Origin of the sequence: Bradyrhizobium sp. LCT2, assembly GCF_009931255.1 — a bacterium.
GTDB classification, from domain to species: Bacteria; Pseudomonadota; Alphaproteobacteria; order Rhizobiales; family Xanthobacteraceae; genus Bradyrhizobium; species Bradyrhizobium diazoefficiens.
In genome coordinates this window covers 2,629,384-2,642,166 of the sequence record NZ_CP034432.1, presented here as the reverse complement: position 1 = coordinate 2,642,166, position 12,783 = coordinate 2,629,384, and the positions used below count along the sequence as shown (strand labels likewise).

Sequence of the window (12,783 nt, the reverse complement as noted above, 5' to 3'; positions counted from 1 at the left end):
CTCGAAGCCTCAACAGATTCTCGGCAGTTGCTCGCCCGACAGCCAATCGACGATTCGACCGCCGCCGAAGCTCGTCGCCATCTGCACGAAATGATGATCGTCGGCAACGGCCTCGCCAATGTCGGCGGCGTCGCGGCCGAGCGGATGCGCCCGCATCGCGGCCAGCACCGCTCCGGCGGCCTCCGGCGCGACGATCGCGACCAGCTTGCCCTCATTGGCGACGTGGAGCGGATCGAGTCCAAGCAGCTCGCAAGCCGCAGCCACGCCCGGCTTCACCGGGATCGCCTCCTCGAGGAGATGGAAGCCGAGGTTGGACTGCTGGGCGATCTCGTTCAGCGTCGCGGCGAGCCCGCCGCGCGTGGGATCGCGCATCAGGCGGATGCCACGACCGCCGGCCTGCACCATCCTGGCGACGAGATCGTGCAGCGACGCCGAGTCCGAGACGATCTCGGTCTCGAAAGCGAGATTCTGCCGCTTGGACATGATGGCGACGCCGTGGTCGCCGAGCGTGCCGGAGATCAGGACGCGATCGCCGACGCGGGCCTTCTCGGCCGACAGATCGAGCCCGTCAGGCACGACGCCGACGCCCGCGGTCGAGATGAACAGGCCGTCGGCCTTGCCGCGCTCGACCACCTTGGTGTCACCGGTGATGATGTGCACGCCGGCGTCGCGCGCCGCCTCCCCCATGGACTCAGCGATCAGCTTGAGGTGGGCGAAGCGAAAGCCCTCCTCGATGATGAAGCTCGCCGAGAGATAGAGCGGCTTCGCGCCGGCCATGGCGATGTCGTTGACGGTGCCATGCACCGCGAGCGAGCCGATATTGCCGCCGGGAAAGAACAGCGGTGAGACCACATAGCCGTCGGTCGTCATCACCATGCGCCCGGCGCCGACGTCGAACGCCGACTGGTCGTTGCCGCGCGCCAGCCATTCGTTGCCGAAGGCTTCGTGGAACAGGCCGGAGATCAACTGCGCCATGGCGCGGCCGCCCGAGCCGTGGGACAGGTCGACGCAGCCGTTCCTGATGTCGAGCTTGCGCTGATAGGCCTTCATGACGCCCGCCTCTGCTGATGATCGCGGAAGCGGCCGTAAGTCCAGTGCGCGGCGCAGGCGCCTTCGGAGGACACCATGCAGGAGCCCATCGGCGTCTCCGGCGTGCAGACGGTGCCGAACAGCTTGCAATCCACCGGCTTCTTCACACCGCGCAGGATCGCGCCGCATTCGCAGGCCGGATTGTCGTCGACGCGCAGCTCGTTCATGTCGAAGCGGACCTCCGCGTCGTATTTCGCGTAAGCGCGCTTCAGCTTCAACCCGCTATAAGGCACCTGCCCGAGCCCGCGCCACTCGAACTGATCGCGCAGCTCGAAGATGTCGGACACCTCTTCCTTGGCGCGCAGATTGCCGTCGCGGTTCACGGCGCGGCTGTACTGGTTCTCGACCTCATGCCTGTGCTCGTTGACCTGCCGCACCAGCATCAGGATCGCCTGCATCATGTCGAGCGGCTCGAAGCCCGCAATCACCACAGGCTTGCCGAACTCCTCGGCGAAGAACTCGTAAGGCGCCGTGCCGATGATGGTCGAGACGTGGGCGGGTCCGACAAAACCGTCGATCTCGACGCGGCCGATGTTGCGGATGTCGGGGCTCTCCAGGATGTTCTGCATCGCCGGCGGCGTCAGCACGTGGTTGCAGAACACGCTGAAGTTCTCGAGTTGCTTCTTCCCGGCCAATCGGATCATGACCGCGGTCGGCGGCGTCGTGGTCTCGAAGCCGATGGCGAAGAACACCACCTCGCGCCCGGGATTGTCCTCGGCGATCCGGATCGCGTCGATCGTGGAATAGACCATGCGGATGTCGGCACCACGGGCCTTCGCCTTCAGGAGCGATGCGCCCTGCGAGCCCGGGACGCGCATCAGGTCGCCATAGACGCACAGGATGATGTCCGGCCGCTCGGCGAGCCGGATCGCCATGTCGATGCGTCCGGCCGGCAGCACACAGACCGGACAGCCGGGCCCGTGGATCATCCGCACGTTCTTCGGCAGCATGTCCTCGAGGCCGTAACGCGAGATCGCGTGGGTATGGCCGCCGCAGAATTCCATGAAGCGATAGGGCTTTCGCGGATCGGCTTCCGCGCGGATCGCTTTGGCGAGCCCGAGCGCGATCTCCTTGTCGCGAAACTCATCGGCATATTTCATGACGCGGCTCCCTGTCCCTCGGTGCTGAGCTCGCGCAACAATTCGAGCGTCCGCCTCGCCTCCTCCGGATCGATCTTGGTCAGAGCGTAACCGACATGGATGATCACGTAGTCGCCGACGGCGAGGTCCTCGATCAGGGCGACCGAAATTTCCTTGCTGACGCCGTCGATGGTGACGATCGCCATCTCGTCGGGCAGGAGTTTTGTGACCTCAGCGGGTATCGCGAGACACATCAGGCGGTTCCTTCCTGGCCTTGCGGTTCGAGGAGTTTGAGTGCGGCGGTCCAGGCCTGCCCGAGGCTGAGACCGCCGTCATTGGGCGGCATTTGCCGCGGCAACAGCGGCGAGAGACCGGCCGCGATACAGCCGCGCTCGATCTCGGAACTGAGGATCGCGTTGAGAAAGCAGCCGCCGCTCAAGGCGACGGTCGTGATGCCGGTCTCGCGCGCCGCGCGGCCGATCCAGTCGACGCAGGCGGCCGCAAGCGTGCCATGGAACAGCCCGGCCCCGTCGACCGGATCGATGCCCTCCGCCGCAAGGCGCGCGAGCAATGGAAACAGCGACAGCACGCCATCCTCGATCGTCCAGCCGTCTTTCATGGAGCGCGGCGTGCGAACATGCGCCTCCAGCTTCATCGCGGCTTCGCCCTCATAGCTCTGCACCGGGCAGAGACCGAGCAATCCCGCCGCTGCGTCGAACAGCCGGCCGGCGCTGGTCGTCACCGGCACGCCGGGCTGTTCGAGCATGGCGCAGAGACGCGCGGCCTGCGGCTGCGCCGCGAAACGGGTTGCGATCGCATCGCTGCGGCGAAGGCCATGCAGCACGCTTGCGGCCATGCGCCACGGCTCGCGCGCGGCACGATCGCCACCCGGCAACTTCATTGGCGCCAGATGTCCGAGCCGCCGGAACTGCGCGCTCTGGCACAGCAGGAGCTCGCCGCCCCAATTGCCGCCGTCGCTACCCTGGCCGAAGCCGTCGAGCACCAGCGCCAACGCAGGTCCCGTGAGGCCATGCTCCGCCATGACGGAAGCGGCATGGGCATGATGGTGCTGGACCGCGATCAGCCGCCGTCCGCTCGCTTCGGCGAAGCGGGTCGAAGCCATGTTCGGGTGCAAATCATGGACGATAACTACCGGCTCGACGTCCAGCGTCGACAGCAGATGGCCGACGGTTTCCTCGAAGAAGCGGACGCCTTCCGCGGTGTCGAGATCGCCGATATGCTGGGAGACGAAGGCCTCGTTGCCGCGCGTGACCGTCACGGTCGACTTCAGCGCGCCGCCGACGGCCAGGATCGGCGGCACGGTCTGCGCGAGACGAACCGGCTCGGGCACGTAACCGCGGGCGCGGCGGATGAACCGCGTCCGCCCGGCGACGACCGCCGCCACGGAATCGTCGGCGCGCGTGACGATGTCGCGGTCATGGGTGACGATGAGATCGGCGATGCCGGCAAGGCGCAGCTCCGCCTCGCGATCGTCGATCAGAAGCGGCTCGCCGCCGGGATTGGCGCTGGTGGCGACGGTCGCCCAGCTTTCGCCGGCCCGCTCATGCACCGAATTCAGCGCCTCGAAGATCAGGTGATGAAGCGGGGTGACCGGCAGCATGATGCCGATCCGCGACAGCCCCGGCGCAATCGCAGGCGCGAGGCTATGGCGGGACGTCATCAGCACGATCGGCCGCGGCGACGTTTCGAGCAAGGCAAGCTCGGCAGCATCGGCAGTAGTGAAGTCGGCGACCGCGTCCACCGAGCCGACCATGACGGCAAACGGCTTTTGATCGCGCTCCTTGCGCTGCCGCAGCCGCTGCACGACCGCCTGGTCACGAGCATCGCAGATGAGTTGGTAGCCGCCGAGCCCCTTGATTGCGACGATTTTGCCTGCGGCAATCGCGGCGGCAATCTCCTCGATCCCGTGGCTGAGCCCTGGGCCGCATTGCGGGCAGGCGATCGCCTCGGCATGGAAGCGGCGGCTCCTGGGGTCGGCATAGTCGTCCGCACAGGCCTTGCACATCGCGAAGCGCTTCATCGCGGTGGTGGGGCGATCGTAGGGCAGCCGCTCGGCGATGGTGTAGCGCGGACCGCAATGGGTGCAGTTCACGAAGGGGTAGCGATGAAACCGGCTGGCGGGATCGAACAGCTCACGCAGGCATTCCGGACAGGTCGCGGCATCGGCGACGATGCGCGTCGATACCCTGCCCTGCTTGCTGGCGCGGATGCAAAACTCCTGGCTCGCCATGGCGCCGACCGGGTGCACCGAGATCTCGTCGATGCGGGCGAGCGGCGGCTTTTCGAGCGGCAGCGCCGCGACGAAGTCCGACGCGCGCTCTCCTTCCACCTCGATGATGACGCCGTGGGGATCGTTGGCGACGAAACCGCCGAGGCGATAGCGCGTGGCGAGGCCGTAGACATAGGGACGAAAGCCGACACCCTGCACCGCGCCACGCACATGCAGGCGCAGCCGCCGTCCGTCCAGTGCTGTCGCCTCGCCGCCCATCGTCATTCCGCCGCCGTCATCGCGGCCGGCGTCGTCGCCGCCATCCGCTTGCGGATCCAGGCATAGAACGCCGAAAAGCCTTCGCCGGTGCGCGCCGACACCGTCAGCACCTCGATCTTCGGGTTGACCCGCTGTGCATATTCGATCGTCTTCGCCAGATCGAAATCAAGGACGGGCGCGAGATCGATCTTGTTGATCAGCATCAGGGACGAGGCGGCGAACATGTCAGGATATTTCAACGGCTTGTCCTCGCCCTCGGTGGTCGAGAACACCACGATCTTGCAGGCTTCGCCAAGATCGAACGCTGCCGGGCAAACGAGGTTGCCGACATTCTCGATGAAAAGCAGCCCGCCGTTCAGCCAGGGCAGCCGGTCATAGGCCTCGCCGACCATGGCGGCATCGAGATGGCAGCCCTTGCCGGTGTTGACCTGGATCGCCGGCACGCCGGTCGCGCGAATGCGCTCGGCATCGTTGGAGGTCTGCTGGTCGCCTTCGATCACGCCGATCGCAAAACTGTCCTTCAGCTCGGAGACGGCACGGACCAAGAGCGAGGTCTTGCCGGCGCCGGGGCTCGAGACAAGGTTGAAGGCAAGCACCTCGTCGGCGCGGAAGCGGGCGCGATTGTCGGCGGCGAGCCTGTCGTTCTTGCCGAGGATGTCGCGCTCGACCTGGATGATGCGGTCGCTGCTCATGCCGGCGATCTTCTGGCCGGCCGGATTGGCGCCGCAGTCGAGCAGCCCGGCATCGCCGTGGGAGTGATCGTGGTGATGATGGTGGTCATGGTCATGACCGTGGTGGTGGTGATGATGCCCGTCGTGACCATGATCGTGGTCATGGCCGTGATCATGATGATGATCATGGGCATGTTCGATGGACGCCTTGCCGTCGCTGCAGCCGCAGACCGTACACATCAGTCGACCTCCAATTCCCTCACGCGCATCTCTTCGCCGCCCGTCACCTGCAATTGATAGCCGCCGCAGGACGGGCACGGCTCGTATCGCTGCTTGATCTCGACGCTCTTGGAACAGGCCATGCACCACGCCGTGCCCGGCGTCTCGACGATCTCGAGTTTGGCGCCTTGCGCGATGGTCCGCGCGGCGACGGCCTCGAAGCAGAATTTCAGGGCCTCCGGCGCGACATGGCTGAGCGCACCGATCTCGAGACAGACAACGTTCACCTTTGCAAAGACGCGCTTGCGCGCTTCCTCCTCGACGATGCCGATGATGCCTTCGCATAGCGCCATCTCATGCATGGCCGGCCTCGCGAAAATCCAGGCTGAAGCCGACGCAGGGATCGAAGGAGCCGACCAGCGCGCGAACCGCATCCTGGCCCGGTCGGCCGGCGGCGAGCGTCGCGCCCTTGAGGCTTTGGACCAGTGGACCGCGGGCGTGAAAGTTCCACTCGGTCGGCGCCAGGAATTCGAAGTTGACGATGCGATCCTCGTCGTCGAGTCCGACGGCGTGATAGAGCCGGCCGCGCGCGCATTCGACCGCGGCCGCGCCCTTGCCGGCGCCGAGCCGATAGCTCGCCACGATGCCGTGTTCGAGATCCGCGTCGCCGTGATCGAGCCAGGTGCAGAGCTGCGCGACCTCGGCAATGCGCGCCCTCAGGCGCGCGGCGGGGCCTGCGGCCGTCGCTGAAATCTCTTCGCGGTGCGCCCTGCGTGCCCAGACGCCGGTTTCCGGAATCTGGCCGCAGAGGTCCGGCGCATCGGAATAGGCCGCCCCGTCCGCCAGCAGACGCGCGACGATATCGAGATCGTCCGCCGCCGTCAGGAACGATGGCTCGGCCACCGGCTGCGACACCAGCTTGCCATCGCATCCCTCGACGGAAGCTGCGAGCGCGCTGCCCGACGCAAGCGCATGGTCTTCGGAGATCCCCAGCGTGCCGACCGCGGTCCTGATCTGCGCGACCGCATCGCGACGCAGGGCCTGCGGCACGGCCTCACTCGGACCGCCGAGGAGCGCACTCGCCTGCATCACTGCGCGCACCGCCGCAGCGCTTGTGCCGTCGAGCGCGCGCCGTCCGACGAAGAGGCCGCGCAGCAATTCGGTCAGCCGTTCGGCGACGACCACGGTGAGGCGATGCCGCACCGTCGCGGGCGCCGCCTCCTGCCCTTGCGCAGCTTCCACTGCCGACAGGAATGCGACCTGATGGGCAACCGAGCAGAGCGAGAACAGCCGCGGCAGCACCGGGAGCAGCGAGGCCGCCGGCTTTCCCGCAAACAGGCGCGTCAGCGGTGGCCGGCTGCGCGGCTGGATCGCGACGTCGGCGATCGTGGCGCCCGAGAGCCACACCGTAATGTCGATCTCGTTGCGGAACGAGAGGCTCATCCGCGCCGCTCCGTCAGGGTACCCCGCAGGAAATTACGCCGATCGATCGGGGTTGTCGCGGGCTCGCGGCGGCGAACCGCCTCCTCGCTGTCGGCCGGCAGCATCAGTTCGGCAAGCGCGGCTTCAGCCGTCGCCCGCGCGGCGTCCATGTCGGCGAACTGGAACATCGGCGAGAACAGCGAGCAGCTCGCGATCCGGCCGATTTGCCCGACCTCGCTGATGGTGAACTCGATATCGCCCGCGGGAAAACGAATACGCGCAGTCGCGCCCGAGGTGGCCTGTGCCACCGCGCTCGCCGGCAGCACCACGTTCATGAACCAGGGCGTGACCATGATGCCGACGATCGTGCCGTTGAAGGCGCGGAAGCCGACCGCCTCGACACCGAGCGCATCGTTGTAGATCGGGAGATCGCGCATGGCGCGCTCGCCGATCTCCCGATAGCTTCCGGCCAGGAGATCGCCCCATGCCACGGCGTCGGCGTCCGGATTTGGCGCGCTCCCGGTCATGATTCGATCGCCATGAACTTGGACTTCGGGGCGTCGCAATTCGGACAGTGCCACTCCTCCGGCAACGCCGCGAACGGCGTGCCGGGCGCGATCTGCGCCACATCGTCACCGTCAGCCGGATCATAGACGGTCCAGCAGATGCCGCATTCCAGCCGCGTGACGTCGGTGACGTCCTGGCGCACGCCAAAATTCTCGAAGGCGCTCATTTGAAATAGGCCTCGATGATTTCCTTGAGCCGCTCGGCGGAATCCTCGAAATCCTCGTCCGCGGCCAGCGCAACAGTCGGCACGCCGCCGACTTCGAGCGTATCGAGAATGATGGTGTCCATGGCGTTGAAGAACTGCACGGACCAGACATTGCGGATGCCCGTGGACAGCACCCGGCAGGTGCCGTAACCGCGCGACACGAGTTGAATCGGTCCGTTCCGGATCGTGTCCTGCAAAAAGCTCATGTCGACCGGACTCATCGGCAACAGCGTGAAATTGATGATCTGCGAGCGGATGCCGGGCCGCCACGCGAGCGCTCGCTCGCGGATCTCGGCGAGCACCGGCAATACGTTCATGGCACCCTCAGGCACCTGTCCGATCTCGAAATCGGCGGATGTCAGGTCGGCGGCCGCGCGCTTGACGATCTCCGGGACGGCGCCGATCTCGAGGTATTCGTGGTTGGCGTCGGTCTCGAGCCGCACGCGCCAGATCCCTGCCAGTACCGATTCCTGGATCTGCGCCAGCGATCCATCCGGCAGCGCGACGACGCCGGCGACCTCGCCTTCGCCGAGCACATCGGCAATGAGCTTGCTCTCGAGATCGTTGAGATTGGCGAGCCGGAACAATTGCGACGGCGCGTCGGCTTTCTGGCCCGCGATCGCATCTGCGATCCGCGAGAGCAGCGCGACCGCGTTTGGGCAGCTCCTGGCAAGCTCCGCGCTGTCGAGCGTTGCAAGCTTGGCGAGCGCACCGGCCGCCGTGAGGCTTCCTTTCGATGCATTGAGACTCTCTTCGCCGATCGGAAACACGCTGACCGGTTGCTCGGCGCCTTCGGGCGCATCCCAGAATCCGACTTTCATAACTCGACACCTTGTGTGCGGTGCTGGGGCACGATGGTGACGGCCACCGCGGCGCTTTGCCCGCGCGGCCGGTCGATCAGCTTGGTGATGCGGTCGACATAGACTGACCAGTCCTGGATCTTGGCGATCAGCCCCAGTGTCTCGCCCTTGGCGACGAAGATCAGCGTCGGCTGCACGCGGACGCCAAAACGCTGGCCGAGCGCGCTCTCGTCGCCGCGCGCGATGACCGCACCGCGCAGCCGGCCGCCGAATGCGGCGATCAGCTCTGGCAACACCACAGCGACGTCGGTCGCCTCCGGAAAGCGGTTGGGATCGCCCGCCGACAGCAGCACGGCGATCGCACCAGCCTCGTCTGCTGCGCCAAGAAAATGATCAACCGTCGCTGCATCGACCTCATTCAGGCCGTGCCGCGTCAGATCATGCTTCCCCACCTGGAATTCCATTGGACCTCCCCTGACAAGCTTATGAATTGCTCGGGATAGGGGTTAGCAAGGCATGTGCCAGGATATGTTAGCGACTTTCCGGGTTTATCTTATTGACCTACATCAGATATTTTATTGCGCGCCGATGACGCAGGCCCCTGATGATAAGATACTTTCCACATTCAGTGAAAGCTATCTTTGCAGATAGAAAGACGCATTCCAGGTAGCTTGTGGCGCCCGCACGCCGATCCGGCCGCGGAGGCGGTGATCCCACTTGATTCCTGGACGTTGGCTTATTCGGACCGCAGGTGCGCTGGCAGTTGCGGCTCGCGGTCGATCAGGTCGGCGAAGAAGCGGTCGCAATCCTCACCGTCGAGCGCAGCACCAAGACCGTCGATCGCGGCGCCAATCAGGCGCGCCTCTTCCTCATCGAGAAGCCGGATCGCGGTGTCGATATAGACCAGCACGTGGGTGCCGACCGGCGGGTTGGAGAGCAGCAGCATGGAGACGCGGCGCTGTTCGCCGCGAAATGCGCACAGCGCCGAGACGCCATCCGTCTCGACAATCGTCATCGGCAAGCCGAGGCACATCGTGCTTTCTCCGGAGATCGCGCCTCTCAGGCCGGCCGCATCTCGTAATTGGCGTGATCGATGTCATTGGCGAGCAGCCGCTCGGACTCCGCCAATGGCGCGCTGCGGCGGCTGATCGTGACGCCCCACTCGGCCAAGACCTGGCAGGCGAGATCGATCGCGGGCGCGATCTGGTCGCGCACCGGCGGCGTCAGCGGCCCGCCCCAGTCTTCGAGATCGAGCGGCTGGCAGCCGATCAGCACGAGATGCTTCGGGCACCGGCCGAGCAGGTCGGCGGCGCTGATCACCTCCTGAAAGCCGGTCTGGTGCAGGCTCATCTTCTTGGCGCCGGTGAAGCGAGGCACCTCGTCGTCGCGCACGAGCTTCAACCGGCCGGGCTCGAGCCCATAATCGATGGCGTCGAACACGATGAGGCGATCGGCCTCCTCCAGATAGTTCACGAGGTACAGCCCCTGCGTGCCGCCATCGAGGATGGTGACGTTGTCAGGGACGGCGTAGCGGCGGTGGAACTCTTCCACCGCCCGCACGCCAAAGCCTTCGTCGGCCCACAGGATGTTGCCGATGCCGAGCACCAGGATGCGATTGTATTGCGAGGATATCGGCATCGTCAGTCTTCCCGTTTCAGTCGCGGAATTGCCGCTCGCCCGAGATCATCGAGGAGATGATGCTCTGGCGCGACATGATGTCTTCACGGACCGCGGCGTAGATGTGCACCATCACGAACACGACCAGCGCCCACATGCCGAGATGGTGCCAGGTATGGACGTCCTGGCTGTTCGGCCAGATCGCAAACACCCAGCCGAACAGCTTGTGCTGCCAGCTGTCGATGCCCTGACCTTCCGAATAGAGCGCAAAGCCGGTGACGATCATGAAGGCCACGAACAGGGTGAAGCCCGTGAACATCGCGGTTTGCGCCAGCGGGTTGTGCCCGACATACATCTTCGGCTCGCGTTCCAGGAACGCGTACCAGCGGATCTCGTGCAGCACTTCCTTCCAGAACTGCTTGCGGTGAACCGGGATGTAGAAGATCTGCCGGGAGTGATGGTTGCCGACGAAGGCCCACAGGATACGCGTGAGGAAGAACACGGCGAGCACCTGTCCCGCAGCGAAATGGGCGAAGCGAATGTAGCCCATCACGAAGTTGTCGGACGCCTCGCCCGCGACCGTCGGCAGCGGCGTTCCGATCAGATAGCCGGTCACCATCAGCACAATGATCGAGAACGCGTTCACCCAGTGGCAGATCCGCACCGGCGCTTCGTAGACATAGACGGTGGGCCGCCCCACCGCACGTTCTCCGGAAGCGTCGGCGGCGATCGCCGTGAGGTCGGGCCTCGCGTCGGAGGCGGGAGCAACTGCATCCATCATGGCGCCCTCCTACCTGACCTTGACCTTGGCGAGCTCCTGGCCATCCGGGCTCATGACGTGCGTCGAACAGGCCAGGCACGGATCGAAGGAATGGATCGTGCGCAGAATCTCGAGCGGCTGCTCGGGATTGACCATCGGCGTGTTCATCAGCGACGCCTCGAAGGCGCCGATGTTGCCCTTGGGATCGCGCGGCGAGCCGTTCCAGGTGGTCGGCACGACGCACTGGTAGTTGTCGATCTTGGTGTCCTTGATCTTGATCCAGTGCGCGAGCGCGCCGCGCGGCGCCTCGGTGAAGCCGACGCCCTTGGCCTCCTTCGGCCAGCTCTCCGGCTTCCACTTGTCGACATTGGCGGTCGAGCTGTCGCCGGCCTTGATGTTGGCGACGAGCTTGTCCTGGAAGTAGCGCATCTGCCGTCCGGCCCAGACGGATTCGAGCGCGCGCGCGGCGGTGCGACCGAGCGTCGAGAACAGCGCCGACGTCGGCAGGTTCAAATCCCTCAGGAACTTGTCGACGGGATCCTTGAACTCGGATTTGTTCTGCGCGTAGCCGACCACCCAGCGCGCCAGCGGGCCGACCTCCATGGCGTGGCCCTTCCAGCGAGGTGCCTTGATCCACGAATACTTGCCGCCCTCGTCGAGCTGCTCGATCGCGGTCTTGGTGCCCTTCGCATTGGGCCCCAGCACGTAGTTCGGCTCGGTGACGCCGTCCCAGGGATGCAGGCCCTTGGTCTCGTCAGGGTATTTGTACCAGGAGTGGACCACGAACTCCTGGATCTCGTCGGGGTTGGCGTGATCGACCGGAAACACCTCGGACAGATTGCCGTTGATGATGGCGCCCCGCGGCAGCTTCAGGCTCTTGGCGGAATAGTCGTTGGCATGTTCGGGCACGTCGCCATAGGCGAGCACGCTCTGGCCCGAGAGGCCGCCGCCATAGAGCCAGTCCTTGTAGAACGACCCGATCGCCGCCACGTCGGGCAGATAGACCATTTCGTTGAACTCGATCAGCCGGTCGATGATCGAGGAGATCAGGTTCAACCGCTCCATGTTGATGGCGCCGACGGCACCCGTGCCGTCGACGTTGATCGGACAGGGCACGCCGCCGACCAGCCAGTTCGGATGCGGGTTCTTTCCGCCGAAGATGGTGTGGATCTTGACGATCTCCTTCTGGAAGTCGAGCGCCTCCAGATAATGCGCCACGGCCATCAGATTGGCCTCGGGCGGCAGCTTGTAGGCCTTGCTGCCCCAATAACCGTTCTTGAACGGACCGAGCTGCCCGGACTCGACGAACTTCTTCAGCCTTGTCTGCAGATCCTTGAAATAGCCGGGCGACGACAGCGGCCAGTTCGAGATCGACTGCGCCAACGTCGAGGTCGCCCGCGGATCGGCCGAGAGCGCGGAGACGACGTCGACCCAGTCCAGCGCGTGAAGGTGATAGAAATGCACGACGTGGTCGTGCACCTGCAATGCAAGCTGCATCAGGTTGCGGATCGAATTGGCGTTCTCCGGAATGGTGATCCCGAGCGCGTTCTCGACCGCGCGCACCGACGTCAGTGCGTGGGTGCCGGTGCAGACGCCGCAGATCCGCTCGGTGAACGCCCAGGCGTCGCGGGGATCGCGGTTCTTCAGGATCACTTCGATCCCACGCCACATCGTGCCGGTCGAGACCGCATTGCGGATCACGTTGTCGGCGTCGACATTGACCTCGACCCGCATGTGACCTTCGATACGGGTCACCGGATCGACGACGATGCGCTTGCCGGAATTGTCGAGATTGAAGCCGTTGGGAGTCTGGATACCCATTGTGTTCCTACCCTAGTGTTTCTC

General features: G+C 65.3%; 15 protein-coding genes. All 15 read right to left on the bottom strand.

The genetic code is table 11. The features are described 5' to 3' along the window. Positions 1 to 9 precede the first annotated feature (9 nt). The 15 genes from hypE to EI171_RS12925 all read right to left on the bottom strand — a co-directional run bounded on the left by hypE (position 10) and on the right by EI171_RS12925 (position 12,759). Entirely contained in the window at positions 10 to 1,050 is a 1,041-nt protein-coding gene (gene hypE / locus EI171_RS12995; protein ID WP_161533527.1) for a hydrogenase expression/formation protein HypE, read from the bottom strand. Beyond that, on the bottom strand, positions 1,047 to 2,189 hold the full coding sequence (hypD, locus tag EI171_RS12990; RefSeq protein ID WP_161533526.1) for a hydrogenase formation protein HypD: 1,143 nt from the start codon (positions 2,187 to 2,189) through the stop codon (positions 1,047 to 1,049). Before hypD ends, hypE begins: the two co-directional genes overlap by 4 nt. Then, on the bottom strand, positions 2,186 to 2,422 hold the full coding sequence (locus tag EI171_RS12985) for a HypC/HybG/HupF family hydrogenase formation chaperone (protein WP_161533525.1): 237 nt from the start codon (positions 2,420 to 2,422) through the stop codon (positions 2,186 to 2,188). The genes hypD and EI171_RS12985 overlap by 4 nt, the downstream gene beginning before the upstream one ends. Continuing rightward, positions 2,422 to 4,683: a carbamoyltransferase HypF gene (hypF, locus tag EI171_RS12980; protein WP_161533524.1), complete on the bottom strand. Its 2,262-nt coding sequence runs from the start codon at positions 4,681 to 4,683 to the stop codon at positions 2,422 to 2,424. Before hypF ends, EI171_RS12985 begins: the two co-directional genes overlap by 1 nt. Then, entirely contained in the window at positions 4,680 to 5,588 is a 909-nt protein-coding gene (hypB, locus tag EI171_RS12975) for a hydrogenase nickel incorporation protein HypB (RefSeq protein WP_161533523.1), read from the bottom strand. Before hypB ends, hypF begins: the two co-directional genes overlap by 4 nt. Beyond that, entirely contained in the window at positions 5,588 to 5,929 is a 342-nt protein-coding gene (gene hypA / locus EI171_RS12970; protein ID WP_028174200.1) for a hydrogenase maturation nickel metallochaperone HypA, read from the bottom strand. The genes hypB and hypA overlap by 1 nt, the downstream gene beginning before the upstream one ends. Then, entirely contained in the window at positions 5,922 to 7,010 is a 1,089-nt protein-coding gene (locus tag EI171_RS12965) for a nickel-dependent hydrogenase large subunit (protein ID WP_161533522.1), read from the bottom strand. The genes hypA and EI171_RS12965 overlap by 8 nt, the downstream gene beginning before the upstream one ends. Next, positions 7,007 to 7,516 carry a [NiFe]-hydrogenase assembly chaperone HybE gene (hybE, locus tag EI171_RS12960; RefSeq protein ID WP_011089672.1) on the bottom strand — a complete coding sequence of 170 codons (510 nt, stop codon included), beginning with the start codon at positions 7,514 to 7,516 and terminating at the stop codon, positions 7,007 to 7,009. Before hybE ends, EI171_RS12965 begins: the two co-directional genes overlap by 4 nt. After that, positions 7,513 to 7,722 carry a rubredoxin gene (locus EI171_RS12955; RefSeq protein ID WP_011089673.1) on the bottom strand — a complete coding sequence of 70 codons (210 nt, stop codon included), beginning with the start codon at positions 7,720 to 7,722 and terminating at the stop codon, positions 7,513 to 7,515. The genes hybE and EI171_RS12955 overlap by 4 nt, the downstream gene beginning before the upstream one ends. Next, positions 7,719 to 8,582: a hydrogenase expression/formation protein gene (locus tag EI171_RS12950; RefSeq protein WP_011089674.1), complete on the bottom strand. Its 864-nt coding sequence runs from the start codon at positions 8,580 to 8,582 to the stop codon at positions 7,719 to 7,721. The genes EI171_RS12955 and EI171_RS12950 overlap by 4 nt, the downstream gene beginning before the upstream one ends. Continuing rightward, entirely contained in the window at positions 8,579 to 9,025 is a 447-nt protein-coding gene (locus EI171_RS12945; RefSeq protein WP_011089675.1) for a hydrogenase expression/formation protein HupG, read from the bottom strand. The genes EI171_RS12950 and EI171_RS12945 overlap by 4 nt, the downstream gene beginning before the upstream one ends. A gap of 272 nt (positions 9,026 to 9,297) precedes the next feature. Next, positions 9,298 to 9,594 (bottom strand): HypC/HybG/HupF family hydrogenase formation chaperone, encoded by a 297-nt coding sequence (locus tag EI171_RS12940; RefSeq protein ID WP_011089676.1) that lies wholly within the window; start codon positions 9,592 to 9,594, stop codon positions 9,298 to 9,300. A 26-nt stretch (positions 9,595 to 9,620) separates the two neighbouring features. Then, the gene (locus tag EI171_RS12935) at positions 9,621 to 10,199 is read right to left on the bottom strand and encodes a HyaD/HybD family hydrogenase maturation endopeptidase (protein WP_161533521.1); all 579 of its coding nucleotides are present in this window, start codon (positions 10,197 to 10,199) and stop codon (positions 9,621 to 9,623) included. A 16-nt stretch (positions 10,200 to 10,215) separates the two neighbouring features. Beyond that, complete coding sequence (gene cybH / locus EI171_RS12930; RefSeq protein ID WP_161533520.1) at positions 10,216 to 10,959, bottom strand: Ni/Fe-hydrogenase, b-type cytochrome subunit; 744 nt, start codon at positions 10,957 to 10,959, stop codon at positions 10,216 to 10,218. A gap of 9 nt (positions 10,960 to 10,968) precedes the next feature. Further along, the gene (locus EI171_RS12925; protein ID WP_011089679.1) at positions 10,969 to 12,759 is read right to left on the bottom strand and encodes a nickel-dependent hydrogenase large subunit; all 1,791 of its coding nucleotides are present in this window, start codon (positions 12,757 to 12,759) and stop codon (positions 10,969 to 10,971) included. Between the last annotated feature and the right edge of the window lie 24 nt (positions 12,760 to 12,783).